At 71.1% G+C, this 26,953-nt stretch carries 24 protein-coding genes; 18 read left to right on the top strand and 6 right to left on the bottom strand.

Annotation, left to right across the window (positions count from 1 at the left end):
• Window positions 1-38 precede the first annotated feature (38 nt).
• Window positions 39-1,436, top strand: a complete 1,398-nt coding sequence (locus CFW40_RS34015; protein ID WP_256331133.1) for a sugar transferase — start codon at window positions 39-41, stop codon at window positions 1,434-1,436.
• A 76-nt stretch (window positions 1,437-1,512) separates the two neighbouring features.
• Here the strand turns inward: CFW40_RS34015 and CFW40_RS34010 are convergent, their stop codons facing one another.
• Window positions 1,513-2,457 (bottom strand): GDP-L-fucose synthase, encoded by a 945-nt coding sequence (locus CFW40_RS34010; RefSeq protein ID WP_088801568.1) that lies wholly within the window; start codon window positions 2,455-2,457, stop codon window positions 1,513-1,515.
• Between the two features lie 177 nt (window positions 2,458-2,634).
• Between CFW40_RS34010 and gmd the strand changes: the two genes are divergently transcribed.
• The 3 genes from gmd to CFW40_RS33995 are packed head-to-tail and all read left to right on the top strand — an operon-like array spanning window position 2,635 to window position 5,344.
• Entirely contained in the window at window positions 2,635-3,648 is a 1,014-nt protein-coding gene (gmd, locus tag CFW40_RS34005; protein ID WP_088801567.1) for a GDP-mannose 4,6-dehydratase, read from the top strand.
• A complete protein-coding gene (locus CFW40_RS34000) occupies window positions 3,645-4,223 on the top strand; it encodes a putative colanic acid biosynthesis acetyltransferase (protein WP_256331134.1) in 579 nt (192 codons plus the stop codon). Before gmd ends, CFW40_RS34000 begins: the two co-directional genes overlap by 4 nt.
• Window positions 4,220-5,344, top strand: a complete 1,125-nt coding sequence (locus CFW40_RS33995) for a glycosyltransferase (RefSeq protein ID WP_176956293.1) — start codon at window positions 4,220-4,222, stop codon at window positions 5,342-5,344. Before CFW40_RS34000 ends, CFW40_RS33995 begins: the two co-directional genes overlap by 4 nt.
• A gap of 41 nt (window positions 5,345-5,385) precedes the next feature.
• Here the strand turns inward: CFW40_RS33995 and CFW40_RS33990 are convergent, their stop codons facing one another.
• The gene (locus tag CFW40_RS33990) at window positions 5,386-6,594 is read right to left on the bottom strand and encodes a glycosyltransferase (RefSeq protein WP_088802537.1); all 1,209 of its coding nucleotides are present in this window, start codon (window positions 6,592-6,594) and stop codon (window positions 5,386-5,388) included.
• 186 nt (window positions 6,595-6,780) lie between these two features.
• On the opposite strand from CFW40_RS33990, the gene CFW40_RS33985 reads away from it, so the two are divergent.
• The 5 genes from CFW40_RS33985 (at window position 6,781) to CFW40_RS33965 (ending at window position 13,622) form a co-directional block, all read left to right on the top strand.
• Complete coding sequence (locus CFW40_RS33985; protein ID WP_088801566.1) at window positions 6,781-8,286, top strand: hypothetical protein; 1,506 nt, start codon at window positions 6,781-6,783, stop codon at window positions 8,284-8,286.
• Window positions 8,283-9,965 (top strand): polysaccharide biosynthesis tyrosine autokinase, encoded by a 1,683-nt coding sequence (locus CFW40_RS33980; RefSeq protein ID WP_088801565.1) that lies wholly within the window; start codon window positions 8,283-8,285, stop codon window positions 9,963-9,965. Before CFW40_RS33985 ends, CFW40_RS33980 begins: the two co-directional genes overlap by 4 nt.
• Complete coding sequence (locus CFW40_RS33975; protein ID WP_088801564.1) at window positions 9,962-11,530, top strand: oligosaccharide flippase family protein; 1,569 nt, start codon at window positions 9,962-9,964, stop codon at window positions 11,528-11,530. Before CFW40_RS33980 ends, CFW40_RS33975 begins: the two co-directional genes overlap by 4 nt.
• A 118-nt stretch (window positions 11,531-11,648) precedes the next feature.
• Complete coding sequence (locus tag CFW40_RS33970; protein ID WP_088801563.1) at window positions 11,649-13,157, top strand: hypothetical protein; 1,509 nt, start codon at window positions 11,649-11,651, stop codon at window positions 13,155-13,157.
• A gap of 36 nt (window positions 13,158-13,193) precedes the next feature.
• On the top strand, window positions 13,194-13,622 hold the full coding sequence (locus CFW40_RS33965; RefSeq protein WP_088801562.1) for an adenylyltransferase/cytidyltransferase family protein: 429 nt from the start codon (window positions 13,194-13,196) through the stop codon (window positions 13,620-13,622).
• Window positions 13,623-13,687: 65 nt separating this feature from the next.
• On the opposite strand, the gene CFW40_RS33960 is transcribed toward CFW40_RS33965, so the two are convergent.
• Window positions 13,688-14,419: a CDP-alcohol phosphatidyltransferase family protein gene (locus CFW40_RS33960; protein ID WP_088801561.1), complete on the bottom strand. Its 732-nt coding sequence runs from the start codon at window positions 14,417-14,419 to the stop codon at window positions 13,688-13,690.
• 40 nt (window positions 14,420-14,459) lie between these two features.
• Between CFW40_RS33960 and CFW40_RS33955 the strand changes: the two genes are divergently transcribed.
• The 4 genes from CFW40_RS33955 to CFW40_RS33940 all read left to right on the top strand — a co-directional run bounded on the left by CFW40_RS33955 (window position 14,460) and on the right by CFW40_RS33940 (window position 18,426).
• On the top strand, window positions 14,460-15,764 hold the full coding sequence (locus CFW40_RS33955; protein WP_088801560.1) for a glycosyl hydrolase family 28-related protein: 1,305 nt from the start codon (window positions 14,460-14,462) through the stop codon (window positions 15,762-15,764).
• Between the two features lie 192 nt (window positions 15,765-15,956).
• On the top strand, window positions 15,957-17,018 hold the full coding sequence (locus CFW40_RS33950) for a CoA ester lyase (RefSeq protein ID WP_088801559.1): 1,062 nt from the start codon (window positions 15,957-15,959) through the stop codon (window positions 17,016-17,018).
• Window positions 17,019-17,023: 5 nt separating this feature from the next.
• Window positions 17,024-17,899, top strand: a complete 876-nt coding sequence (locus CFW40_RS33945) for a CoA ester lyase (RefSeq protein WP_088801558.1) — start codon at window positions 17,024-17,026, stop codon at window positions 17,897-17,899.
• Window positions 17,900-18,060: 161 nt separating this feature from the next.
• Window positions 18,061-18,426: a hypothetical protein gene (locus CFW40_RS33940; RefSeq protein ID WP_306427449.1), complete on the top strand. Its 366-nt coding sequence runs from the start codon at window positions 18,061-18,063 to the stop codon at window positions 18,424-18,426.
• 164 nt (window positions 18,427-18,590) lie between these two features.
• On the opposite strand, the gene CFW40_RS33935 is transcribed toward CFW40_RS33940, so the two are convergent.
• Window positions 18,591-18,986: a hypothetical protein gene (locus CFW40_RS33935; protein ID WP_088802536.1), complete on the bottom strand. Its 396-nt coding sequence runs from the start codon at window positions 18,984-18,986 to the stop codon at window positions 18,591-18,593.
• A gap of 214 nt (window positions 18,987-19,200) precedes the next feature.
• Window positions 19,201-20,484: a helix-turn-helix transcriptional regulator gene (locus CFW40_RS33930; RefSeq protein WP_088801556.1), complete on the bottom strand. Its 1,284-nt coding sequence runs from the start codon at window positions 20,482-20,484 to the stop codon at window positions 19,201-19,203.
• A gap of 335 nt (window positions 20,485-20,819) precedes the next feature.
• Between CFW40_RS33930 and CFW40_RS33925 the strand changes: the two genes are divergently transcribed.
• From CFW40_RS33925 to CFW40_RS33910, 4 genes are read left to right on the top strand one after another with little or no spacing between them, the layout of a single operon-like run.
• Window positions 20,820-22,190 (top strand): acetyl-CoA carboxylase biotin carboxylase subunit family protein, encoded by a 1,371-nt coding sequence (locus CFW40_RS33925; protein WP_088801555.1) that lies wholly within the window; start codon window positions 20,820-20,822, stop codon window positions 22,188-22,190.
• Window positions 22,187-24,199 (top strand): PEP/pyruvate-binding domain-containing protein, encoded by a 2,013-nt coding sequence (locus CFW40_RS33920; RefSeq protein WP_088801554.1) that lies wholly within the window; start codon window positions 22,187-22,189, stop codon window positions 24,197-24,199. The genes CFW40_RS33925 and CFW40_RS33920 overlap by 4 nt, the downstream gene beginning before the upstream one ends.
• Window positions 24,196-25,521 (top strand): MFS transporter, encoded by a 1,326-nt coding sequence (locus CFW40_RS33915; RefSeq protein WP_256331135.1) that lies wholly within the window; start codon window positions 24,196-24,198, stop codon window positions 25,519-25,521. The genes CFW40_RS33920 and CFW40_RS33915 overlap by 4 nt, the downstream gene beginning before the upstream one ends.
• Before the next feature lie 22 nt (window positions 25,522-25,543).
• Window positions 25,544-26,365 carry a class I SAM-dependent methyltransferase gene (locus CFW40_RS33910; protein ID WP_088801553.1) on the top strand — a complete coding sequence of 274 codons (822 nt, stop codon included), beginning with the start codon at window positions 25,544-25,546 and terminating at the stop codon, window positions 26,363-26,365.
• Between the two features lie 77 nt (window positions 26,366-26,442).
• On the opposite strand, the gene CFW40_RS33905 is transcribed toward CFW40_RS33910, so the two are convergent.
• Window positions 26,443-26,748: an agmatine deiminase family protein gene (locus CFW40_RS33905; RefSeq protein ID WP_218136777.1), complete on the bottom strand. Its 306-nt coding sequence runs from the start codon at window positions 26,746-26,748 to the stop codon at window positions 26,443-26,445.
• On the opposite strand from CFW40_RS33905, the gene CFW40_RS37400 reads away from it, so the two are divergent.
• The gene (locus tag CFW40_RS37400) at window positions 26,732-26,908 is read left to right on the top strand and encodes a hypothetical protein (RefSeq protein WP_176956294.1); all 177 of its coding nucleotides are present in this window, start codon (window positions 26,732-26,734) and stop codon (window positions 26,906-26,908) included. The genes CFW40_RS33905 and CFW40_RS37400 overlap by 17 nt on opposite strands.
• The last annotated feature ends 45 nt before the right edge of the window (window positions 26,909-26,953 follow it).

Below are 26,953 nucleotides of genomic sequence, written 5' to 3'. Positions count from 1 at the left end.
GCGCGCCGCAGCGTAACGAGTCAGGCAGGCACAAACCGATGGAACGCTGGCTGGTGCGGCTGGCGTGGGCCGTGGACGCCTTGGGCGCCCTGGTGCCGGTCGGCATGCTCTGTGCCGTGACACGACAGCCGCAGCCGTGGCTCACGGCGGTGCTGGCCGGTCTGTCGTGGCTGGCCGTCGGCACAGCGAAGAATCGTTACACCAGAGAGGAGCTGAGCAGCGGCAACACGGTGCTGCCGGTCGTGCGGGACTGGCTGACCATGCTGGGCGTGCTCGCGGTCATCTGTGTCGCGGTGCGGATCGAGGTCGACCTCGGGGTCTGCGTGCTCGCACTGCTGCCGTGCCTGGGACTGGGCGTGCTCCGGCGCCGGCTCGTCCACCGGTATCTGCTGGCCATGCGCCGTCGTGCGCAGGCGCTGCGACGCGTTCTGGTGGTCGGGGAGGCGGGCGCCGTCGATGTGGTGCTCGCGGAGCTGGCGCACCGTACCGACCACGAATATGTCGTCGTCGGCAGCTGTCTCGTGGGAGAGGAAGCCACCGACTCGGCGCTGCCCGTCCCCGCCCGGCTCGCCTGCGACGGGGAGGCACCCGAGGGGGCGCCGGACGGGGAGACCGTCCTCAGGTGCGCCGCGCAGCTCGACGCCGATCTCGTCTTCGTGGCGCCGGGGCGTCAGCTGTCCGCGGCGCGGGTGCGCCGACTGGCCTGGGCGCTGCACGACGGGGGTCGAAATCTGGCCATACTTCCGGGCCTCATCGATGTGTCACAGCACCGGGTCCGGCTGGCCAAGGCGGCGGGCCTGACGGTGATGCACATCGACCCGGCGGGCCAACGGGGTCTTCCGGTGTTGCTGAAGCAGGTCACCGACCGGTTGGGTGCCCTGCTGCTGCTCGTGCTGCTCTCCCCCGTCTTCGCCGTCGTGGCCGCGGCCATAAGGCTCACCACGGCAGGACCGGTGTTCTACTGGCAGATCCGGATCGGCCGGGATCTGATGCCGTTCCGGATGTGGAAGTTCCGCACGATGGTGGTCGCCGCCGACCGGATGCGGGGCGCGCTGGAGCGGGCGAACGAGCACGACGGGGCGATGTTCAAGATCCGGCGGGACCCCCGGGTGACCCGGGTGGGCCGTCTGCTGCGGCGCTTCTCGCTGGACGAACTGCCCCAGCTGTTCAACGTCCTGGCCGGCCACATGTCCCTGGTGGGGCCGCGGCCGCCGCTTCCCGAGGAGGTCGAGCGGTACGACGGGACCGAGATCCGCCGGTTATCCGTCAAGCCGGGGCTCACCGGTCTGTGGCAGGTCAGCGGGCGGTCCGATCTCTCCTGGGACGAGACCGTCGCACTCGATCTGAGCTATGTGGACAACTGGTCCTACGGCAGGGACATCGGTGTGCTGGTCCGGACCGTGCGCGCCGTGGTGGACGGGCGCGGTGCCTACTAGCCACACAGGGCTCCGGTGTACGGCCGGCGCCTCGCCGAGGGGCGGGCGCCGGACGCACACCGGGGGCCGGGCCCGCTCACACCCGGGCCGCCTCCTCCTGCCACGCCCGGTAGGTCCGCGCGATGCCCTCGGCCAGCGGGATGGTGGGCGACCAGCCCAGCGCACGCATCCTGCTGATGTCGAGCAGCTTGCGCGGGGTGCCGTCGGGGCGGGACGGGTCGAAGGCGATCCGTCCCTCGTATCCGACCGCGGAGGCGACGCAGGAGGCGAGGTCGGCGATGGTCAGGTCCTCGCCGCAGCCGACGTTGACGGTGTCGTCGCCGTCATAGCGGCGCAGCAGCACCTCGCAGGCCGCGGCCAGGTCGTCGACGTGCAGGAACTCGCGCAGGGGGGTGCCGGTGCCCCAGAGCGTGAGCTTGGCCAGTCCCTTCTCCTTCGCCTCGTGGAAGCGGCGGATGAGCGCGGGCAGGACGTGCGAGGTCTCCAGGTCGAAGTTGTCGCCGGGTCCGTAGAGGTTCGTCGGCATGGCGGAGATGAAGGAGGCTCCGTACTGCCGGCGGTAGGAGCGGATCTGGACCAGTCCGGCGATCTTGGCTATCGCGTACGCCTCGTTGGTGGGCTCCAACGGCCCGCTCAGCAGGGCGTCTTCGGTGATGGGCTGCGTGGCGTGCTTGGGGTAGATGCAGCTCGATCCGAGGAACAGCAGCCGGCGGACCCCGGCCTGGTGCGCACCGGCGATGACACTGAGCTGGATGCTCAGGTTGTCCTCCAGGAACTGCACGGGGTAGGTGCTGTTGGCCATGATTCCGCCGACTTTGGCGGCCGCCAGGACGACGGCATCGGGCCGGGCCGCGCGCAGGAACTCCGCGGTGGCACCGGCGTCACGCAGGTCGAGCTCCGCGTGCGTACGGGTCACCACGTCATAGCCCTGGGCGGTCAGCCGCCGGGCGACGGCGGATCCCACCAGGCCTCGGTGGCCCGCGACGAAGACGCGGGCGGGTGTGGGCAGCAAGTCATCCATGGGGCGGATTGTGTCAGTTATCCCGATACGTCCACCGGCTATTTCAGGAAATATCTGCCGCACTCCGCTCTCGACCATGGGCCACGGAGCGGGTAGCGTCCACGCCCCGCGGTCCGCCGGCGCGTGGGAATTTGACCGACCGATCCCGTTGTACATCACTTCTCGTGGGGGGAAGCCATGCCGAAAACCGCGGTTATCACCGGTATTACCGGACAGGACGGTTCTTATCTCGCCGAATTGCTGCTCGGTAAGGGCTATGAGGTGCACGGGCTGATGAGACGCTCGTCGAGCTTCAACACCGAGCGCATCGACCACATCTACCAGGACCCGCACACCCCGGACCGCAGACTGGTGCTGCACCACTGCGATCTCTCGGACGGGGTCGCCCTGGTGAACCTGCTGCGTGATGTGCAGCCCGACGAGGTCTACAACCTCGGGGCCCAGTCCCATGTCCGGGTGTCCTTCGACGCTCCGCTGTACACCGGCGATGTGACCGGGCTGGGCGCCGTACGGCTGCTGGAGGCCATCCGCGCCAGCGGGGTGCAAACCCGGCTCTACCAGGCCTCGTCCTCGGAGATGTTCGGCTCCACCCCGCCGCCGCAGAACGAGGCGACGCCCTTCCACCCGCGCAGCCCGTACGGCTGCGCCAAGGTGATGGCCTACTGGTCCACGGTCAACTACCGCGAGGCGTACGGCCTGTTCGGCGTGAACGGCATTCTCTTCAACCACGAGAGCCCACGGCGGGGCGAAACCTTCGTCACCCGCAAGATAACCCGCGCGGTGGCCCGCATACAGGCAGGACTGCAGGAACACCTCTACCTGGGCAACCTCGACGCCGTCCGCGACTGGGGCTACGCCCCCGAGTACGTGGAGGCCATGTGGCTGATGCTGCAGCGGGACGAGCCCGACGACTATGTGGTGGCGACCGGTGTGGCCGCGACCGTGCGCGACTTCCTGCAGGCCGCCTTCGCCACCGTGGAGCTGGACTGGGAGCGCTATGTGCGCTTCGATCCGAAGTACGAGCGCCCCTCCGAGGTGGATGCGCTCATCGGCGACGCGTCCAAGGCCAAGAGCCTGCTGGACTGGTCGGCGAAGGTGCAGTTCGACGAACTCGCCCGGATCATGGTCGAGTCGGACGTACGGCAGCTGACGGACGAGCTCTCCGGCCACCGGGTGCGGGTGGACCGATGACCTCTGCTTCCACCTCTACCGGTCCCTCTGCCTCTGCCTCGACCTCTGCCGCCACCGGCCGCCGGCTGCGCGGTTTCACCGGTGCCGGTTACGACAAGGGCCGGGGGCTGCTGACCCAGGCCGCCTGGTTCGCCGTACTGAACCTGGTGTTCATGAAGTGGTGGTGCCCGCCGCGGCTGCGGCCCCCGCTGCTGCGGGCGTTCGGCGCCCGCGTCGGCGAACGGGTGCTGATCCGGCACCGGGTGCGGGTGCAGTGGCCGTGGAAGCTGACGGTCGGCGACGACGTCTGGCTCGGTGAGGACTCCTGGCTGATCAATTTGGAGCCGATCAGCATCGCCAGTGATGTCTGTGTCTCCCAGGGCGCCGTGCTGTGCACCGGAAGCCATCAACGGCGCTCGCCCACCTTCGAGTTCGACAATGCGCCGATCCACCTGGCGGAGGGGTCCTGGGTGGCCGCCCGCGCCATGGTGCTGCGCGGGGTCACCGTCGGGGCGGGTGCGGTGGTGGGCGCCGGCGCGGTGGCCCACCGCGATGTGCCTCCGGGGGCCGTGCACACCACCGGGGGTGCGGTATGAGGGTCACCCACGTCGTGACCCTGGTCAGCGATGACGGGGCGTACGGCGGCCCGGTGAGCGTGGCCACCGGGCAGCTGGGCGAACTGGCCTCGCGTGGCCACGCGGTGGAACTGGTCTCGCTGTGGCGGGGGCGGGGCGCGCTCCCGCGGTCCGTGGACGGAGTCCCGCTTCGGGCCCGGCCGGCCCGCACCCTGGTGCCGGGGCAGGGGTTCCTCGGCCTGTTTCACCCGGGGCTGCTGCCGCTGCTCTGGCGCAGTGCCGGACGGGCGGAGGCGCTGCATCTGCACGCCGGGCGCGATCTGGTCTCGCTGGCCGCGCTCGCGGTGGCCGTGGTACGCCGCCGCCCCTTCGTGGTGCAGACACACGGCATGGTCCAGCCGCGCCGCTCGGCGGTGGCCCGGCTCTTCGACCGGGTGTATGTCCCGCTGCTGCGCCGGGCGGCGGCGGCACTGGTGCTCACCGACGAGGAGGAGGCCGGGCTGCGGCAGGTGCTGGGGCCGCGTGGCCCGCGCCTGGTCCGGCTACCCAACGGAGTCCGTACCCGGCCCGACGACACAAACCGGAGCGCGGCCGATGTGCTGTTCCTCGCCCGCCTGCAGAGCCGCAAACGGCCCGAGGCCTTCGTCCGGATGGCGGCGCTGGTGCACCGCAAGCGTCCCGAGGTGTCCTTCACCCTGCACGGTTCGGACGAGGGACGGCTCGCTGAGGTCCGGCGGCTGATCGCCGAGGAAGGGCTCGGCGAGGTGGTGACGTACGGCGGGGCCCTCGATCACGACGCCGCCGTGCAGCGGACCGCGCGGGCCACCGTGTACGTCCTGCCCAGCGTCGACGAACCGTTCCCGATGAGCGTGCTGGAGTCCCTGGCGGTGGGCACGCCGGTGGTCTGCACCGACAGCTGCGGTATCGCCCCGGCTCTTGAGCGGCGCGAGGCCGCTGTGGTGACCGACGGTTCGCCGGAAGCCCTGGCCGATGCGGTGCTGCACCTCCTGGAGGACCGCCCGCTGCGGGAGCGCGTCACCCGGGCGGGCCGGGAGGCCGTCGAGGAGGAGTTCTCGCTGGCGGCCGTGGCCGACCGGCTGACGGAGCTGTACGGCTCGCTCGCCCGGCCCGGCACCGGGTGATCCGGGGCGGCGGGGACGGACACCGCCCCCGCCGCCCGCGGCTACCGCCCGGCCTTCGCGGTCCGCAGCAGCGCCATGATCCGCTCCAGACCGGCCCGGCTGCTCAGCCGCTGCTCGACGTACTGCGGGCCCCGGGCTCCCAGCCGGGCCGCCCGCGCGGGGTCGTCGGCGAGCGCCCGGACCTCCGCCAGCAGGGCCTTCGGGTCCTCCGGTGCGATCACCGACCCGGCGCCGGCGCGCAGCACCTCCTGGGCGGTCCCCCCTTCGGCGGCCACCGACGCGATCACCGGCAGGCCCGTCATGAAGTACGAGGTGAGCTTGGACGGCAGGCTCATGTCCAGCACGGAGGCCTTCTGGGTCACCGCGAGCACATCGGCGGCGGCAAGCACCTCGGGGAACTCCGCGGTGTCGGCGGGCGGCAGGAAGGACAGCGAGGAGACGCCCGCGGCGAGCCGTTGCAGGTGTGCGCGCTGGTTGCCGTCGCCCATCAGCACGATCCGTACCGGCGCGGCTTCCTGATCGGCGAGCCGGGCGGCCTCGACCAGTACCTCCAGTCCCTGCTTGAGGCCCATGTTGCCGGCGTGCAGCACCACGGTCTCCTTCTCGGACCAGCCCAGCCGTGCCCGGGTCCGTTCCCGGTCGCCGCTCGGGCCTTCCACATGGGTCCAGTTGGGCACCACCTGCACCCGGGCGCGCGGCACACCCATCGCCGTGACCCGTTCCACGAACGATTCGTGCACCACCCCGACGACGGCCGCCCCCCGCAGGACCCTGGCCTCCACCGCTCCGGCGAGGGCGGCGGCCCGGCCACCGCCCTGGATACCGCTCTGTTCGGCGGCGGCACCCATCAGGTCCTGGACCACGACGACATGCGGCACCCCCGCCTGCCGCGCGAGGCGCGCACCCAGCACTCCCCCGGCCAGACTGGGCATCTGGGTGAGCACCACGTCGGGACGGATACGCGGTGGTGCCACGGCGCCGTGCGCCAGGATGCTGGCCTCGAACAGCGCGCGGCGCAGGGCGGTCTGACGCGGCGGCACGGTGTGGCGCCGCCGGTGCACCGTGACCCCGCCGCGGCGCTCACGTACCCTCCACCGGCCGCGATACCCCTCCGCCACCCGCCAGGCCGGGTAGTGCGGCATGCCCGCGAGGACATGGGTGTCGGCGCCGGATGCGGCCAAGTGCTCGGCTATCTGTGTCGAGTACGGCCCTATGCCGGTGTGTTCGGGCGCGTAGTTGGTCGAGACCACCAGCACACACCGGCCCGCGAACGAGTCTTCCAAGACTGGCCCCCCTCAGGATGTGCGGTCATCGTAGGAGCCCGCCGGGGCCCGCGGGCTGTGAATTGGGTTGCGATTGTGTCCCGAAGGCGACCTTGTTTTCCCGATGTCCCTTAGATTGTGATCGCTGGTGGGGAGTTGGGGGGAGGTGAACCGATGAGGCAGGGAAAGCAGCCGGGTGCCGCGGCGCCGGTGCGTGGCATCGCCGCACTGGCCTGCTGGGCGCTGCTGCTGGTGGTGCTGCTGCCGGTGCTGATCCTGCAGTCGCTGGACGCCCGCCTCGGTGCCGCGCTCGTCGTGCAGTGCGTGGTGGTGCTGCACACCGGCGGCGCGCTGGCCCGGGTGCTGACGGATGTCCGGGCCCGGGTGATCGCCTTCGGCTTCTGGCTCTTCGCGTATGTCTGGCTGGGTCTCGCGCCGCTGGCCATGCTCGCGACGGATGCGTATCCGCGGGGATTCATGGTCGACGCGAACACCGCGTTCCTGACAACGGCCGTGGTGGAGACGGGGCTTCTGGCCTACAGCGCGGGCTCGGCGCTGGCATCCTGGCGGTCGGCGCGCTCCTCCGTGGTCCTCGAACCGCTCCTGGCCCGCCGGCTGTCGCCGGTGCGGGTGCTGCTGCTGTGCGGCCTGGCGCTGCTGCTGGCCGTCGTGCTCATTCCCGGCCAGGGCGGGTTATCGGCGTTCTTCCTGAGCCGGCAGGCGGCCAACGAGGCGGCGGCAGCGGCGGAGCCGGCCGGGTCGGCGGACCGCGCCATGGCGGCCTGGGCGCTGTCGGTACCGGCGTTCTGGGCGCTGGTGGCGCTGGTACACGTACCACGGTTCTCCGAGGGCGACCGGACGCTGCGCGGATTACGGTGGCTGCTGCTGCCGCTGCTGATCGCGGTGAACGTCGTGGTCAACAACCCCATCAGCCAGCCGCGTTTCTGGGCCGGGACGGTCCTGCTGGCGCTGGTCTTCAGCGCGTCCTGGCTGCGGGGGCCGCGCGCCTTCCGCTTCGGTGCGGCGGCCGTGGCGGCGGTGGTGCTGGTGGTCTTCCCGTACAGCGACTACTTCCGCTACGACAAGCGGGAACCGGTCCATGTGGTCTCGCTCGCCGAGCAGTTCACCGGCAACGGCGACTATGACGCGTTCCAGCAGATCGAGACGGGTGTGGACTACGTCCGTACCCACGGCTTCACCCCGACGGCGGCGCTGGGCCCGCCGCTGTTCTTCGTGCCGCGCGCCGTATGGTCCGGCAAGCCCGATGACGCGGGCATCCTGCTCGCCCGGCACGCGGGCTACACCTTCACCAATCTGTCCGCGCCGCTGTGGGTCGAGACCTATATGTGGGCCGGTTTCCCGTCGGTCATCGCGGTCTTCGGCCTGGTCGGTGCGGTGGGGCGGCGCATCGACCTCCTCCGGCACCGGCTGCGGCGGCGCCGGGGCACCCTCGCGGCGCTGGTGGTGCCCGCCTTCGGCTTCTACCAGCTGGTGCTGCTGCGCGGCAGTCTGATGGCCATCGTGGGCCCGCTGGCGCTGTTGGTGTGCATCCCCCTACTGATCACCCGTAAGGCGGGACGGCGGGTCCTGCCGCCGGCCGCGCAGGAGACCGTGTGCGCACCGGCATCCCCGGCGCACCGCGTCACCTCACCTCAACCCACAGGAGGAGCACGTACGTGAGCGTCTTCGACGAGCCCGCGGAGGAGCCGGACCAGATCCGCGACCAGCTGCGCCAGCTCCTCCGCTATCGCGCTTTGCTGGTGCTCGGGCTGGTGCTGGGCATGCTCGGCGGCGCCGCCGTGTCCCTGCTGGGCGGCTCGACGTACACCGCGACGGGTGAGGTGGTGGTGCATGCGATCAGCACGGCGCCCTTCGAGGCCGGCGGTGTCTCGGTGGACAAGCAGATCAGCATGGGCACCGAGCGGCAGATCGCCCAGAGCGCGTCGGTCGCGGCCGGTGCGGCCAAGGCCCTCAAGCTGGACGCCGACCCGGCCACGCTCCAGCGCGATCTGCGGGTGAGCAATCCGCCCGAGACCCAGACCCTGATGTTCGAGTACAGCGCGGACTCCGCCGACCGGGCGTCCGCGCGGGTCAACGCCTTTGTGCACGCCTACCTCGACTACCGTCAGGACGCCGCGACCCAGCGGATCGACAAGACCGTCAGCAAGCTCGGCGAGGAACTGAAGCCGCTTCAGGAGCAGCGCAAGGTGCTGGACCGGCGGATCGCGGGGGCGAGCGGTTCGGGCCGGGCCACCGACGAGTCCGAGCGCAGCAACCTGGTGTCGGAGATAGCGGATCTGCAGGGCCGGATCTCCAGTCTGAAGTCCCTCGACACCACGCCCGGCGACATCGTCCGCAAGGGTGACCCGCCCGCCTTCCCGTCCAGTCCCGGTCTCGTCGTGCTGCTGCTGGCGGGCGCCGTGATCGGGCTGGTGCTGGGCATCCTGGCGGCCTGGGTCCGCTCGGTGCTGGAACCGCGGGTCCGGTCGGTGGCGGATGTGCAGGACAACCTGCGGGCGCCGGTGCTCGGCATCCTGCCGCGCCGGCAAGGGGGAACGGAGCTGCTGGAGGTCGGGCGGAGCGGGCGCGGCAACCGCGCCGAGGCCTACCGCACGATCGCCTTCCGGCTGGTGCACGACCAGCGGTTCGCCGGACGGGGCAGTCTGCTGATCGTCGCCCCCCGGGAGAACGCGGACGCCGTGTCGGTCGCGGTCAACCTGGCCGGTGCGTTCGCCGAGATCGGCAACGACATCCTGCTGGTCGAGGCCGATCTGCGCACCCCCCGGCTCGCCCAGCGGCTGCCGGTGCACCCCGGCCACGGCCGTCCGGTGCCGGGCAGCTGGGCGGACGGCGAACGGCTCGCCGTGGACGCGGGGGTCGACGGGCGGTTCGATCTGCTGCCCGGCCGGGAGGTCCCCAACCCGGCGCGCACGCTGTCCTCTCCGCAGTTCGCCCGGCTGCTCAACACGCCGTCGGGGCCGAACGAGAATGTCGTGGTCATCACGGGACCGCTGCTGTCGCATGCGGACGGGCTGGCCGTCGCCAAGCAGGCCGCGGGCGTCGTGGTGGTCTGCGATATGAACGAGGTCCGCCGGGACGACCTGGACCGGGTGTGGGAGCTGATCACCACGGCCGGCGGGCACATCCTGGGTGCCGTCCTGGACAAGGGCAGCCACGGGCCGTCGCTGCGCCGGCTGGCGGACGGCGGGCCCACGCACCGCAAGCGCGGCCGGAGCCGCGGCCGCGCCGCCGTGGTGGCACCGCCGCCCCAGCTGCCCGGCCCGCCGCCGCCCGCCCCCGGCCCCGCGCCGGCGGGCAGAGGGCCCCTGGACGCCGACACCACCTCGCTGCGCAGGTGACGGCCATCCGCCCGGCGGACTCCGGCCGGCCCGCGCCGACGGCTCCCGGACCGGCCGCGGGCGGCGGGCGCGGGGTCGCCACGACCGCCCGCGGCAGTCTCTTCGGCCTGGCGGGCTCGGCGGCGAACGCGCTGTTCGGGTTCGTCCTCGTCGCCGTCGTCACCCACGGGCTCGGGGCCCGCGGGGCCGGCGCGGTCTTCACCGGCGTCGCGGCCTTCACCATCCTGAGCAATACGCTCAAGCTGGGGGCCGACACCGCCCTGGTGCGCTTCGTCTCCCGGGACCTCGAACTCAGCGGCGGGGGCGGGGTGCCGGGGCTGCTGCGCATCTCGGTGCTGCCGACGCTGCTGGCGAGCACCGCGGGGGCGGCGGCGCTGCTGTTCTCGCCGGGGACGGCCGGCCTGCTGCTGCCCGATCTGCCACCGGGGGAGGCCGCCTCGCTGATCCGGCTGTTCGCGGTGTTCCTGCCGGTGACGACGGTGGCGTTGGTACTGCTCGGGGCCACCCGCGGGTACGGCTCGGTGGTCCCGTTCGTGGGCGTCGAGCAGATCGGCAAGCCGGCACTGCGGGTCCTCCTCGCGGTGCCGCTGGTCCTCCTCGCGCCGAGTGTGACCGCGCTCTCGGCGGCCTGGCTGGTGCCGGGGGTGCTGGGCCTGGTGGCCGCCTGCGTCTCGCTGCGCAGGTCACGCCGGATGTGTCCGGGCACCGGCCGACCGTCGCCGCAAGCAAGGGAGTTCTGGGCCTTCGCCGGTCCGCGGGCCGTCTCGTCGGTGTTCGACATCACCGCGGTGTGGACCGGGGTGATCCTGCTGTCGGCGCTGGGCACCGCCGCCGAGGCCGGCGTCTACACCGCGATCGGGCGGCTGGTCACGGCGGGGACGCTGCTCCAACTGGCGATCCGGCTGGCGGTGGCCCCGCAGATCAGCCGGCTGCTCGCGGGCGGAGACGTGCCCGGCGCGCACCATCTGCACCGGTTGTCGACGCGCTGGATCGCGCTCTTCTCCTGGCCCGTGTTCCTGGTCCTCGCCGCCTACCCGCGGACCGTGCTGTCGCTCTTCGGGCCCGGCTTCTCCGGTGGCGCGCCGGGCCTGGTGGTACTGGCGGCCGCCTGTCTGGTGAACGTCGGCGTGGGCAACGCGCAGACGGTCATCCTCATGGGCGGGAGGAGTGTCTGGAACCTGGCTGTCGCCGGCGCCGCGTTCGTGGTCCAACTGGGCAGTGCCGTATGGCTGGTTCCGCGGTACGGGGTGCTGGGGGCGGCGGTCTCCTGGGCCCTGGCGATCGTGGTGGACAACGGCGCCTCGGCGCTGCTGGCCCGCTACCGACTGGGCTTTCGCACCGTCGACCGCGGCTATGCGGGCGCCGCGCTGGTCGGCGTCGTGGCGGTGGCGCTCCCGGTGTTCGCCATGCGGACATTTCTCGGGGACAGCGTCCCTGGCGCGTTCTTGGGAATTGTTTTGTCCGTTGGGGCGTTCGGGGCCGCCATCTGGCGCTATCGTTTGCCGCTGGGGGTAGGGGAGTTCTTCGGTGCGCTGCGCAAGCGTGGTTCGGAAAACTCGCGGTGAACACCGGGCTCATTTCCGCACAGAAATCGTCTCGTTCCCGCTTCCTCCCCCGACAATTCCCATCGCGCCATGCTTCCAGGGGGGACCTGTGCGCCAAAGAAGCAGAACCATCCATCTCGTGCTCGCGGCCGCGGTACTGGGTACCGCGTCCACGGCACTGACCGCCGCTCCCGCTCAGGCCACCGGTGAATCCACACTGACCGCCGATCCGCTGAGCACCTGGCAGACCGACGGCATCGTGTGGGCCATGGCCTACGCCAAGGGCATCGTGTACGTAGGAGGCACTTTCAGCCACATTCGGCCGCCGGGTGCGGCCCAGGGCACCGATGAGGTCGCCCGGACGAACTTCGCGGCCTTCGACGCGAAGACCGGCCGGCCGCTGCCGTGCGCCCCGGCGTTCACCGGCGGCACGGGCACCATCCGGGCCATGAAGGCCTCGCCGGACGGCTCGAAGATCTACATCGGCGGCTCGTTCGGCAAGGCCGGCCCCGTGGGGCGGTCCAACACGGCCGCCCTCAACACCGCCGACTGCACGATCGGGGCGGACTGGAAGCCGACGGTCAGCTCGACCGTACGGGCCATCGACGTCACCGACGACACCGTCTACCTCGGCGGTGGCTTCGGCACCGTCCAGGGGCAGACCCGCGAGCGGGTCGCCGCCCTGCGGCCGGACAGCACCCTGCTGCCGTTCAAGGCGACGATCCGGGGCTCCTCGGTCGGCAACGACCCCACCCCGGCGGTCAACGCCCTCACGGTCGCCCCCAAGCTCAACAAGATCATCATCGGCGGCCGGTTCACCTCGGTGAACGGGAGCCTGTTCGGCGTGCACGCGCTGGCCGGACTGGACGCGACCACCGGCAAGGTCGTCGACTCCTTCACCGGCTGGATCCCCAACCGGTCGGCCGTCAAGTCGCTCGTCAACGACGGCACCAACTTCTACCTGGGCGCCGAGGGCACCGGCGGCGGGGTCTTCGACGGGCGGGCGGCCGGACGCCTGTCCGACGGCTCGCAGCTGTGGAAGGACACCTGCCTGGGCGCCACCCAGGCGGTGCTGCCGTACAACGGTGTGCTCTACAGCGGGTCGCACGCGCACGACTGCTCCAACACCCCGGGCGGCTTCACGGACATCAACAACCGCCAGCACTTCCTGGCGCAGTCGATCTCCGACAAGACGATCCTGCCGTGGTTCCCGGACACCAACGACGGGATCGGCGAGCAGATCGGCCCGCGGGCGCTGACCATGGCGGACGGGGTCCTGTGGGCGGGCGGCGAGTTCACCACCGTCAACGACGCACCGCAGCAGGGCCTGACCCGGTTCGCGGCGGCGCCGGACACCGGGGCGCCGCAGGTGCCGCTGCTCAGCGGTTCCAGCGGCTCGCGCGGAAAGATCACGCTGAACTGGAAGGCATCCTGGGACCGGGACAACGGCGTCCTGACCTACAAGATCTACCGTGACGGCGCGTACCTGACCTCGCTCAACCAGGACTCGCGCTACTGGAACCGGCCCAATATGAGCTTCACGGACACCGTGGAGCCCGGGTCTCAGCACCGTTACTCGATCGAGGTCACCGACGGCACCAATGTCTCGGGACGCAATGGCCCGGTCTATGTGACCGCCAGGAACTGACCGCAGGGCACGTGGGGGTAATCAAGTGGGGGGTAAATGACGCACCGAGTAGGTTACGCACCCGGGGTCTACGACCTTTTCCACGTCGGGCACCTGAATATTCTCCGGCATGCCAAAAGCCAGTGCGACTATCTGGTGGCCGGTGTGGTGTCGGACGAAATGGCCACGCAGGCCAAGGGGAAGGCACCGGTCATTCCGCTCACCGAGCGGCTGGAGATCGTGCGCAGTGTCCGGTTCGTGGACGCGGCGTTCGTCGAGACGGTGCCCGACAAATTGGAGACCTGGCAGCAGGTGCGGTTCGACGTCCTCTTCAAGGGCGACGACTGGCGGGGGACTCCCAAGGGCGACAAGCTCGAGCGGGATTTCGCGACGGTCGGGGTCGATGTGATCTATTTCCCCTACACCGTGCACACGTCGAGTTCCCTGTTGCGCAAAGTGCTCGACGGGCTTGCGCATCCGGCCTGAACCCGCCGGGTTGACCCCCGCCGCACCCGGGCAGTCCGCCCGGGTGCGTTGTCCGTCCCGGCCCGTCAGCGGCCCGGGACGGACAATTCGCGGTACCACTTGACCAGGAACGCCACCATGAAGAGCACATGGGCGACGAGCAGGCAGCAGTACAGCGCCATGAACAGGTCCCGGCTGCCGAACAGCAGGAATATCGCGCAGAAGACCCCGTAGTCGACCGGGAGCAGGGCGACGGCGCGCAGCGTGGAGGCCGGCGGGGCGGGTACGGGTCCGCCCGCGCCGCTCTTCTGCCGTTCGGCGCGCCGGAGTTGTTCGGTGAGGATGCCGCCGAAGAAAACCACCACCGCGGCGAACTGGAAGACGACGGGAAGGAGCAGACAGCGAGGGTCGGAGAATCCGAAGTAGCGGTAGAACGAGACCAGCACGGCCATGTGGACCGCCAGCATTTTCGCGCAGTCGACCACATGGTCCAGCCACTCCCCCGCGGCGCTTCCGGTCCGGGTCAGCCGGGCGAGCTGTCCGTCGGCGGAGTCGAGGGCGAAGCCGATGACCAGGGCCGCGAATATGCCGGCCGCCACGGCGAAAGAGGGCCGCAGCGTCGCAATCATGACCACGCCGGCAAAGGTGAACACCGCACTGATCAAGGTAATTTGATTGGGTGTCAATTTCAGCGTGTAGCCCGCGGCAGCTAACACCCGGCCGGCCGGCCGGTTCACATAACGCGAGTACAGGGACACTCCCTTCGAGGATTTCTGGGCGGCCGACAGCTGTCTGATCGCATATCCGAACTGGCTCATGTCCCCCACCTGATGAATGGACCCCCGAAGGAGCAACATCATGGCAGGCAGAACCTCCCCGTCAACCGGTGGCGCCACCCGCCGGTCCGTGCTGGCGGGATCGGCCGCCGCGCTGGCAGCGGCCCTCACCGGGTGTGACGACTCCTCGCCGCCCCCTGCCACCCGGCAGTCGTCCGACGATGCCGAGGTGCCCCCGGTCACCGGTCACAAGCCCAAGGGCAAGGACGTCATCGACGTGGTGGCGGATTGTGGCGCCAAGGGCGACGGGCGCACCGACGACAGCCGGGCGTTCGCCCGCGCCTACGCGTACGCGGCGGGCCGGGTGTGGGACCACATAGGCCGGACCGTGATCGATGTACCGGCCGGGACCTATCTGATCCGCTCCCCCAACGCCCTGCTCCATGCCCAGGGGGGAAAGCTCAAGGCCAACGGCTTACGGTTCCGCGGGGCCGGCAAGCGCATGACCCAGCTGCTCTTCGCGCCGCGGCAGGCCGAGAACGCCTATCTGTGCCGCAACGAGGACAGCTGGGCGAATGTGATGTTCGAGCAGATCGGCTTCGCCGCCGTCACCCCCGGCGCCTCGTTCTTCTACTCCTACTCGACCGGGCAGGCGCAGGACTACCGCTTCACCGAGTGCGAGTGGACCGGCGAATGGACCTACGGCGTCGCCCTCGACGGCAGCAACACCAACTCGGAGATGCGCTGGGACGCCTGCCGGGTGGGCGGCGCCTACCGCAAGGCGTTCCTGTACTCCGGACTGTCCCAGAAGTCGCTGAGCCGCCCGCAGCAGGACCAGTTCCTGAACTACTGGTTCAACGACATGAAGGTCGAGTACGCCTGGGGCAACTTCCTGGAGTTCCCCTACGGCGGCTCCATCACCTGCCGCGGCGGCTCCTACATCGTCACCGGCCGTCGTCCCGACGACTCCGGCGACTACGGGCACACCAGCACGTTCTTCCGCTTTCCGCGCGGTCCGCACCACGACTCCGTACAGCGCTTCCACGCCGAGGACATCCGCTTCGAGGTGCGCGACCCGGACACCGTCGTGATCGACTGCGCCTGGGACAGCGGGACGGTGCACTTCAACGACTGCGACGACACCGCCCAGGCGTTCAAGTCCTTTGCCCAGGACAGCAGTCCGCACCGCTATCGCATCGGCGCCCAGGGCCCGCTGGTGCGCTACGACTCCTGCCAGCTGTCCGGGCAGCACGCCTACGAGGCGGAGAGCGGCGGGCCCGGCGCCCGGGCCCGCTACGACATGTGCCGCCTGCGCAACCACTCCCAGCAGGACTTCATCAAGGGCGCGGGCGACCGGGTGTCGTTCGTCGACTGCCTGGGGTCCTGAGCGGGCCGGCGGCGGTGCGGGCGGCGGGCGCGGCGCGGGGCCCGTGCGGCAGGCGCCCCGGCCGCCGACGGTGATCAACGGCACACGTACTGGCCAGTAGCATTCTCCCGGCGCGGGCCTAGAGTGAGGGCCGAATGGCGCCGCCGGGCACCCGGCGGCGGCCCCGCCCTCCGAGCCGACCAGGGAGACTGCATGCGCTCTCCGAAGGACTTCTTCCGCCCGCTGGCCGTCGGGGCGCCGACCCCGGTACGCGAGGTACCGTTCCGGCCGTCCCGGATGATCCATTTCTTCGATCCGGGCAACGAGAAGATGGCCGCGAAGGTGCCCGCCATCGCGCCCACCGTGGACGTCCTGCTCGGCAACCTGGAGGACGCGGTCGCCGCCGACCGCAAGGAAGCGGCCAGGTCCGGTCTGGTGAAGATCGCCAAGGCCACGGAGTTCGGCGACACCCAGCTCTGGACCCGTATCAACAGCCTGGACTCGCCCTGGGCGCTGGACGATCTGCTGACCCTGGTCACCGAGATCGGCGACAAGCTGGACGTGATCATGGTGCCCAAGGTCGAGGGCGCCGAGGACATCCACTACGTCGACCGGCTGCTGGCGCAGCTGGAGGCGAAGGCACAGGTCCGGCGGCCGATCCTGGTGCACGCCATCCTGGAGACCGCCACCGGCGTCGCCAACGTCGAGGAGATCGCCGGGGCCAGCCCCCGGATGCAGGGCATCTCGCTCGGCCCCGCCGACCTCGCCGCCAGCCGCCGGATGAAGACGACCCGGGTGGGCGGCGGCCACCCCGGATACCTGGTGCGGGAGGACCCGCACGGCGCGGACGGCGACGCGCCGCGGGCGACCTTCCAGCAGGACCTGTGGCACTACACCCTCGCGCGGATGGTCGACGCCTGTGCGGCGCACGGCATCCTGCCGTACTACGGCCCGTTCGGTGACATCAAGGACACCACCGCCTGCGAGGACCAGTTCCGCAACGCCTTCCTGCTCGGCTGCGTCGGCGCGTGGAGCCTGCACCCGGTGCAGATCGGCATCGCCAAGAAGGTCTTCTCGCCCGCACCCGCCGATGTCGCCTGGGCCCGCCGGGTCATCGAGGCGATGGGCGACGGCACCGGTGCGGTGATGATCGACGGCAAGATGCAGGACGACGCCACGTACAAGCAGTGCCAGGTGGTCGCCGAACTCGCCGACGCCCTCGCCGCCCGTGACCCCGAGCTGCGCGACGCCTACGCCGCGGCCGAAAAGGAGTAAGTCCCGTGTCCGACGCGATCCTGCGGCCGCGCCGCTCCGTGCTCTACATGCCCGGCGCCAACGAACGCGCGCTGGAGAAGGCGAAGTCCCTGCCCGCCGACGCGCTGATCCTCGATCTGGAGGACGCCGTCGCCCCCGATGCCAAGGCCGACGCCCGGATGCGGGTCGCGGCCGCCGCGGCCTCCGGCGAGTACGGCTACCGCGAGGTGACCATCCGGGTCAACGCCCCCGGCACCGCCTGGCACGCCGACGACCTGCGGGCCGCCGCCGAAGCCGGTCCGGACGCGGTGGTGGTGCCCAAGGTGGAGTCCGCCGAGACCGTGCGGGAGGTCGAGCGCGCGCTGGAGGCGGCCGGCGCCCCGGACCGTACGGCCATCTGGGCCATGGTGGAGACGCCGCGCGCGATGCTGGACGCCCGGGCGGTGGCCGCGGCGAGCGAGCGGCTGACCGTGCTGGTGATGGGCACCAATGACCTGGCCAAGGAGCTGCACGCGGAGCACGTCCCCGGCCGGGCGCCGCTGCTGACCGGCCTGTCGCTGGCGCTGCTGGCGGCGCGCGAGAGCGGCAAGGTGATCCTGGACGGCGTGTACAACGACGTGAAGAACCCCGAGGGGTTCGAGGCGGAGTGCGTTCAGGGGCGGCAGTTCGGGTTCGACGGGAAGACGCTCATCCATCCGTCGCAGGTCGAACCGTGCAACCGGGTTTTCGCCCCGTCGGCGGACCAGATCGCCCGCTCCCGGAAGATCATCGACGCCTTCGACGAAGCCACCCGCGAGGGACGCGGGGTCGTCACCGTCGACGGCCGGCTGATCGAGAACCTGCACGTCGAGGACGCCCGCCGGATCCTCGCCCTCGCCGAAGCGCTCGACGGGCGCGGATAGGGCCGGGGCGGCACGGCCGTCCAGGGCCATACCGGTGAATCCCATAATCGGACAGGGTGAACATGTGAGGCCGGCGGTTGCTCCTGCTAGGTGGATGCGGGCATCCGGGATACCAACATCCGGGGACCATCCATGAGGTGCAGGAGCACACTGTGAAGAACATGGCACGTGTCAATTTCGTGATGGCAGGAGCTTGTGGCCTGCTCCTGGCCGCAGGCGGAGCCGCGCCCACCCTGGCGTGGGCGGGCTCCGGCGGCGACGGGGTCTCGAACAGCGACACCGTCGCCCGCTTCGACGCCAGGTTCCACTGCGGGCACCGGTCCAGGCTCTGTGTCAACGGGCCGGTGCTCAGCGGAAATCCCAGGCAGTCGCAGAACGTCCACGTTTCCGGCTCCAACAGCAACAGCGGCAGCCCGAAGACCTCCCAGGGAAACACCAACGACGACAGCGGTGGCACCACCGGCGCCGCGAAGAAGTCCAGCAACAACCAGCAGGCCATCGGCTCCTACGGCACCCAGAAGCTGTGACGGCACACTGATCTGCGCCGGCCCCGGGGCTCTTGGGGCCGGCGGGGTGCCGGAAGCGGAAACGGCGATCGCCCGGCGGATGTCCGCCGGGCGGTCGTGTGACGCTCCGGTTCATGCCGGGGTCGTGCCGGGGCCGTGCCGGGCCCGTCAGTACCTTGTCCCGGTCAGTGGACCAGGATACCGAGGATCCGCTGCACGTTGTTGGAGCTCCCCGAGGAAGCACCGGAGACGGAGTTGGCGCCGTTGGTGGTTCCGTTGGTGTTGGAGAGATTGCCGCTGTTGTTCGGGTTTCCGTGGTTGATGAAGTTGCCGCTGTTGAGGCTGTTGCCGCTGTTCACCGGCCCGTTGATACAAGCGTGGGGCGAGGCGAGCACCGGCGACTTGTAGTGGACCTGGCCGAGGCGGTTGTTGCAGACCACGCCTTGGACCGTGCCGGTCACGGTGCCGACATCGGCGTCCGCCACCGCCGAGAGCAGGGAGTCCGGGATGCTCACCGCCTGGGCGACTCCGGCGCCGAGCAGCACCAGCCCGCACGCCCCGACCGCGCTTCCCGCCCGCATCATTCTTCTCACGTCGCTCCTTGCCGCTTCGTCCTTCTGCTGCCAGACGTATCGTGCTGCCGTTGCGGTCCCGTAGCCCCGCTCAACCCGCGGGAGTCAAACGCCCGTCGGCCACAATCAGCCGGGTGGCCCAACCGTGCGCTGTCGGCCGCCCGGGAAGGCGGTCCCGTCCGGCGCCCGGTCCGCGGAGCCGGCGGCGCGGCCGGGCCGCCCTTCAGGTGGTGCTGTGCGGATGGCAGGCCGTGGCCGAGCGGGGCGGCCACGTCTGGGGGTCGAGGATGCCCAGGACATAGGCGCGGGCGACGAGGGCGGGGCGGGTCGGGGCGTCCAGGAGGTCGCGCAGACGACTGAGGTGGTAGTCGACGGTCTGCCGGGAAAGGTGCAGTGAGGTGGCGATCTCCGCGTTGCTGCGGCCGGCGGCCAGCAGGGACAGGATGCGGACCTGACTGGCCGTCAGCTGGGGGTGTGCTTCATGGGCGAGTCCCTGGTGGGTGACGACCGCCCAGACGCTGGTGGCACGGTGCGCGCTCCGGCCGACCGTCGTCAGATGCAGCCGGGCGCGGCGCTGCCGGCCGCGGGCGTCCTGGAACACGGCGGAGGTCTGGATCCGCCGGCTGCGGCGGGCTATCAGATCGTGCCAGCTGCGTCGCAGCGCGCCTAACTCCGGGGCGGGCGCCAGCACGGTGTGCGCACGGCGGCCGACGAGATCCGACAGCCGGGTCTGCAGCAGCTCGGCGGCCGCGGCGCTCGCCTGCTGGATCCGCCCGCCCGCGGAGATCAGGGCGCAGGCCAGTCCGCTGTGATCACGCAGTGCGTGCAGGTTCTCCTCGGCCTCCCGGCGCTGGCGCAGGGCTCGGGTGTAGTCGCTGATGTCGACGTAGATGCCCGCGACACAGGTCTGGCCCCCTTCCCTGACGGGGAAGCGGTGGCCGGCCGCCTGCCCGCTGGTGCCGTCGGAGCGGTGGTAGGTGAGGGTGTGCCGCACGGGCTTGCCGCGGGCGAGTACTTCCCGGTCCAGGGCGAGAACTTGTGGCGAGTCGGCGGGGCCGTCGATGTCCGCGACGGAGGCGCCGATGACGTGCTCCGGTGTGGTCCCGTACAGATGGGCGTAGGCGTGGTTGGCCCAGAGGTAGCGGCCTTCCGCGTTCCGGATGAAGGCCGCGGCGGGGGCGAGGTCCGCGAAGGCGTCATAGCGGCGGACGCCGGGGGCCCGCGTGGCGACCTCCACCGCCAGCCCGCGGGAGCGGCCCTGCCGGGGCACGCCCAGGGGCCAGTTCACATCGAAGACACGACCGTCGAACTGGGCCTGCCAATGGCTGGATTCGGGTGCCGCGGCGGGCTCGGGAAGCTCTCTTCGCACCGTGTCGAGGAAGCGCTGGGCCGTCATCGTGTCGTCGAAGGCGCCTCCGCCGCTGTCGATCACACGCAGCTCACGATCGGCCTCCCACCAGGACACCGGAAGGTGTTCGAGCAGCGACTTCAAACTGGTCTCGTCCACGACGGGCCCCTTTTGTGGTGAAGAGTTCAACGGTTTTGGACGGCGCGCCACCGGCATGCGTATCCCTCAGCGCTGCGCGGCATGCCCGGTTCTCGGCCGATCTGGCGGCGTCCGCGCACCTCCAGGGCGCTGCGCCCGCCATACGGCCTCACAGAACCTTCACCGATGATCAACGGTATCCACAACTCTGGCATTTGCCTGAGCGGTTGCGGCCCGATGCGGGGAACGGTGTGCCGCGTGGCTGCTTCGCTTGAAGCATGGCGTCCGGATGTGAGAGTCGGGCGTCCCCGGCCGTTTCGAAGGCCCCTACCCGTATGAAGAGGAGTCGGATTCCAGTGAGCAAGGTGCTGTTCGTGTATGCCAAGGGCGGTCCGCCCTTGGGGTACGCCCTGTCACGGGTCGCCGCACGGTCGGCAGTGCACCTGCTGGCACTCAGCGCGCTCCCGCCCACCGTGGCCGCGTCCGCTGACCGGCTGTGCGCTTCGGTGCTGAGCCCTTCCGAACCCGAACGGCAAGACCTGGTGTCTCTGATCGTCTCCCGGGCCCAGGCGGTCGGTGCGGACGCGGTCGTCACCTTCTCCGAGTACGCGGTCGTCGCGGTCGCGGAGGCCTGCGAGAAGCTCGGCCTGGCCGGTGCGGGCAACTCCTGCGCCCTCGCCCGCGACAAGCGCATGATGCGGCGCACCTGGCAGGACCAGGGCATATCCCAGCCCCGGTTCCGTCCCGTCGCCACCGAGCAGGATCTGCACGACGCGGCCGCCGCGCTCCGTTTCCCCCTGCTGCTCAAGGCCGCCTGGAGCGCCGGCTCCACCGCCCACCGGATCATCCGCCACGCCGACGAGGTACCGGCGGCCTGGGAGCGGGCCCGGGAGGTGATGGCCGAATCCGCGCAACTGGGGTACGCCGAACTCCATGTGGCCGGTGCCGGGGCGGACTTCCTCGTGGAGGAGATCGTGCAGGGCACCGCGTCGGAGTGGTTCGACCAGGAGGGCTGGGGCGACTACGTCAGCGTCGAAGGCGTCGTCGTGGACGGCGAGTTCCGTCCGGTGTGCCTGAGCGGGCGGATGCCGACGGTGGAGCCGTTCACCGAGCGGGCCGGGATCACTCCCGCCGCGCTGCCGCACGACGCCCAGCGGCGCATCGTGGCCCTCGCGCGCGACGCGGTCGACGCGCTGGGGCTGCGCAACTGCGGTACGCACACCGAGATCAAGCTCGGTGCCGACGGGCGGATGTGGGTGATCGAGACCGCCGCTAGGTTCGGCGGGGCGATGACCGTCCCGCAGATCGAGGAGGTCTTCGGCCTGGACCTGATCGGCATGCTCACCGACCACCTGCTGGGGCGCCCGGTCGCCTGGCCCGACGCTGCCCGCACCCCGCAGGAGGCGGACGGCGCGGCCGGCTCGCTGGTCGTCCTGGCCGTCGACGGCGAGGGGGAGGCCTGGCCGGACCGGCGCATCTGGGACTTCCCGACCGTGCGCGAGGCGGTGCCCGTCAGCGCGGGCAGCCGGCTGTCCGTGGTGGCCGAGAACTCGCTGCCGGACGGGACGCTGGTGCCGGTGTACGACCCGGCCGCGGGCGCCAACACCATGGCGGCGCTGTGCCTGCTGTCCGCCGCCGACCCGGAGACCGTGATCCGCGACTTCCGGACCCTGGTGGACGCCCTCCCCCGGGTCCTCCCCCACGGCACCGCGGAGGCGCAGTCATGACCGCCACCGTCCTGTCCGCCGGTACACCGCAGCCGGCCACCGACCGCACCGTCGTCGGCGAGAACCTGTCCCTGCCGCTCTTCCGCACCCTCTCCGGCGTCCTGGCCGGCCACCCCTACCTCAAGGTCGTGGTGGACCGCGTCGAGAACACCTGGCACCTGCTCGACACCGCGGCCCACCCGTTCCACGTCAACTACATCGCCACCCGGGTACTCGGCATGGAGCTGGCCGACCTGGACTCCTGCCTGGACGCGTTCAACGCCTCGGTCTACATGGATCCCGAGCGCCGCTTCCTGCTGGGTGTGCTCTCGCTGCACACCGACGAGGACACCGAGGGCCGGGAGCGGCCCTTCCTCGTCCTGGAGACGACCGAGGCCGACACCATGAACGGCCAGCTGCTGGAGGAGTTCTACACGTTCGTCCGCCACCGGGTCGACGGACGGCTGCCACTGCTGCTCAAGCCCGCGAACCACGGGCAGGAGCACGAACTCGCCGCCATCAGCGATGTCCATGTGCCCCGGATCCTGGGCCATGAGCTCTTCGGCAACCGCACCCGTACCCCGCTCAACCCCGGCGAGGCGGTCGGGCGGCTGCGCTACTTCCGGACCCAGGAGGAGTACGCGGCCGCGGCCGGCGGGCTCGGCTGGTCCGACATCGTGGCCATGGCGTCGCTGCCGGACGATGTGCCGCGGGTGGCGGGCTTCCTCAACACCGCGCCCGGTACACCGCTCTCCCACACCAATGTCCTCGCCTCCGGCTGGGGCATCCCCAACGCGATCGTCCGCGACCTGGACCGCCTCGTCGAGGCGGACGACCTGGACGGCGCGTGGATCCGCTACCGGGTGCAGGACGACGAGATCAGCCTCGTCCCGCTGGGCCATGCCCCGGCGCTGGAGGCCCCGGCCTGGCACCAGCAGCGGATCCGGATGGAACCGCCCCTGCTGGAGGACGTGCCCGCGCTGTTCCTGCACCGGCTGCGCCGCGCCGACCAGGACCGGTACGGCACCAAGGCGGCCAGCCTCGGGGAGCTCCATCACGTCCTCGACAGCCGCTCCGTCGACCTCACCGCCTTCTACGGGCAGCCGAGGCCGCCCCGCGCCGACCTCTACGGCCACCTCGCGGCCCGCCTGGGCGCCCCGGACGCGACGCCCGCCGAACTGCGTGACCTGGCCGCGGACTTCGTGGCCGGTACCGTCGCGGCGCCCGACGGCATCGCCCTTCCCTTCGCCCTGCAGCACCGCTTCCTGACGTCCTCGCCGGCCGTACAGCAGGGCCTGGGCAAGCTGAAGATGGCCCTCGAACTCGACGCCGTCGACGTCCTGGACGCGCTCTGTCTGCATCTGCAGCAGCTCATCCGCAACACCCCCATGCCCGACGAGGTGACCCGGCAGATCACCCAGGCGCTGCCCGACGGCCCCGACGCCGGGGGCCGGCTCGTGGTGCGCTCCTCGTCCAATGCCGAGGACCTGCCCGGGTTCTCGGCGGCCGGGGTCTACGACTCGGTCAGCACCGTCCACGGCGCGGAAGAACTCCTCGACGCGGTACGCCAGGTATGGGCCTCCCTGCTGTCGCCACGCAGCGTCCGGCTGCGCCACCAGGCGGGCATCTCCCTCGACGACACCTACATGGGCGTGATCATCCAGCGGTATGTGCCGGCGGAGCTGGGCGGGGTGCTGGTGACCTGCAACCCGACCCGGCGCACGGACTTCCGCAATGTCTACGTCAACTGCTCCCCCGGTTCGCCCGAGACGGTCGTCGACGGAACGACGCTGCCGCTGCAGTACCTGTACAACACCGTCGAGGGCGGCGGCCGCACCGTCGCGCTCGGCTCGACCGGCAAGGACCTGCCCGTCGGGACCCGGGAGAAGCTGGCCCGGCTGGCCCTGACCGGGCGGCTGCTCCAGTCGCACTTCAGCGACGGTGACGTGGACCATCCGCTCGACATCGAGTGGCTGATGACCGATCAGGGGGACTTCCGCCTGGTCCAGATCCGCCCCTACGCGCTGTGATCCGCCCGATCGCCGGCCTGCGGGCGGCCCGTGGCCCCCGGGCCTCCGGGGTGTCCCTGACGCCCCGGGCCCGCCGGATCATCCGGCTCAACAACGGCTTCCAGCTGCTGTTCAATCTGTTGTGGTGGATGCCCGTCTTCTACGCCTACCAGCGGGAGGCGGGGCTCTCCGACGGGCAGATCTTCGGCATCCAGAGCATCTACTACATCGCGTTCTGCCTCTTCGAGATCCCGACCGGGATCGTGGCCGACCGGATCGGTGCCCGCAACTGTCTGCGGGCCGGTGCCGTCGTGATGACCGCGGCGAACCTGGCCCCGGTCCTCGCCCCCAGCTACACCGGCTTCCTGGTGCACTTCCTGGCCATCGCCGCGGGCCGCTCGCTGACCTCGGGCGCCGCCAGCGCCTATCTCTACGACGGCCTGGCGGCCGAGGGCGCGGGAGAGCACTACCTGAAGGCCGAGGGGCAGGCGCGGGCGCTGGGGCTGGCCGCGAAGGTACTGTGCTGGCCGCTGGTCGGTCCGTTGATGGCCCTCGCGCATCCCACGCCGTACGTGTTGAGCGCCGCGAGCGCGGCGGGCTCGCTCGTGTGCGCCGTGGTGCTGCCGCGGCAGGCGGCGCCCGCCGGCCGGGCCGAGGCGAAGGCGACGTCGCGCGGCGGGCTCGTGTTTCTGCGCGATGCCGCCACGGCGCTGCGCTGTGTGTGGGCCACGCCCTGGCTCGCGCTGCTGATGGTGCAGGGCGTGGCGGTCTTCACGCTCTCGCGGATCTGCCAGGTGAACCTCTTCCAGCCGGTGCTGCTGGATCACGGCATCCCGGAGGGATCGCACGGCGGGGTGCTGGCCGCCATGACCGTCGCGGAGGCGGTGGCCTCGGCCCGTCCGCAGTGGCTGGGCTCGCGGCTGTCGCCGGTGGCGTGGGTCTCGCTGCTCAGCCTCGCGATGGCGGCCGCGCTGGCTGGCAGCACCCTCGGCGGACCCTGGACCGTGGTCGCCCTGCTGTGCGTGTTCGCCGCAGTCACCGGGTTCGCCTATCCGCTCCAGCGCAAGCTGGTGAACGACGCGATCCCGGCGGGTGCGCCACGGGCCACCCTGCTGTCCGTCGAGAGCATCGTGGACCGGGCGGTGTGCGCACTGGCGGCCGTGGCCGCGGGTGCCTATCTCTCCGCGGGCCGGCTGGACGCCCTGCTGTGGCACAGCGCGGTGGTGACCGGCGTGGTGATGCTGGTGCTGCAGCTGGTGCTGCGGCGTGCCCCGGGACGGCCGCGAAAGCAGCCGGCGCCGGACCCGGTTCCGGAGCTGGTCACCACAGCAGGAAACCCCTGAGCCGCACCGTCATACTGGGGACGTGCGGGGTACGGACACCGGGCGCTACGGCGAAGGTCTGTTCCGCCCGGAGGAGACCGGCGAGGCCGGTCGTATCGACCTGGGAGCGCTCGCCTACGACGAGGTGAGCGCCGCCCGGCTGACGTCGTTGGGGGCCGGTCCCGGCTGGAACTGCCTGGACGTGGGCGCGGGAACCGGCACCCTCGCACGGTGGCTGCTGGAGTCGGCCGGTGTCACGACGGTCCTCGCGGTGGACCGTGACACCCGGTTCCTCACCGCGGCCGGGATACCGGGCCTGACGACGCTGGACGCCGACATCACCGCCCCGGACTTCGATCCCGGCCGGTTCCGGCTGGTGCACGCGCGGTTCGTGCTGATGCATCTGCGCTCGTGGCGCCGCATGATCGCCAAGCTGGTCTCGCTGGTCGCGCCCGACGGCGTACTGGTGCTCAGCGACGCCGTGGACCTGACGAGCGCCACCGCGCCGGGCACCCCGTACACCACGGTGATGCGGGCGATGTGGCAGGCGCTGCGGGAGAGCATCGGTACGGACATCTCCTGGGTGCCGGACTACCCGCAGCTCCTGCACGAGGAGGGGCTGTTCCACGTGGCCGCCGAGATCCACGTTCCCCCGTTGGTGCCGGACAGCGCGATCAGCCGCTTCTGGGCCGATACGTGGGGCCGTTCACGGGACGCCATGCTGGCGACGGGCCGGGTGGACGAGGCGCAGATCGAGCGGGCGGTGCAGGATTTGTCCTCGCCGCGGTGCGCCGGCCTCTCGCCCGGCATGCTCACGGCTTGGGGGTGGAGGACCGAGGAGGCCACCCGGGGCCGTCCCTGCTGACCGGGCGTGGCGCCCCCGACCCCTGCCGCGCCCGGCCCCGGGAAAGGGTCGTGCACCGCCGTCCCGGGCGGTGACGTTCAGCGCGCCCTGGGGAGTTGCTGGGTGGAGCAGTGGATGCCGCCGCCCTCACCGAGGTTGTCAACGGGCAGGGGCACCACCTTCCGCCCCTGGTAGAGGTCCCTCAGGGTGGCCGCGGCAGCGCCGTCGGCCTTCCGGTCGCCGAAGCGGGGCATGATGACCGCTCCGTTGGCCACGTAGTAGTTCGCATAGCAGGCCAGGAAGTCCTTCCCCCGGCGCCCGATATCGGCCGGCTCGAACTCGGCGAGGGTCCGGGCGATCAGCCGGGCGGCGGCTTCGAGGATCTGGGTGGGCCTGTCCGGCATCCGGCGTCAGACGCTGCAAGCGGCGGTCGTCGCCGCCGTGGGCGGGGCACTGGGCGCCTGCGGTACCCAGCGCTGGCTGAGCGGTACCACTTCGCTCCGGCGGGCGCACGAGCTGATCCGTGGCGCCGTCGAGGCGGAGCTCCGCGGAGACACCCCCTAGAAGGTCGATGAAGATCTTGGTGAGGGGCTGTCCGGCCGTCAGGCC

This window comes from Streptomyces sp. 2114.4 (assembly GCF_900187385.1).
Taxonomy (GTDB): Bacteria; Actinomycetota; Actinomycetes; order Streptomycetales; family Streptomycetaceae; genus Streptomyces; species Streptomyces mooreae.
The sequence above is the reverse complement of the archived record's forward strand: the minus strand, read 5'-3'. Positions and strand labels throughout refer to the sequence as shown.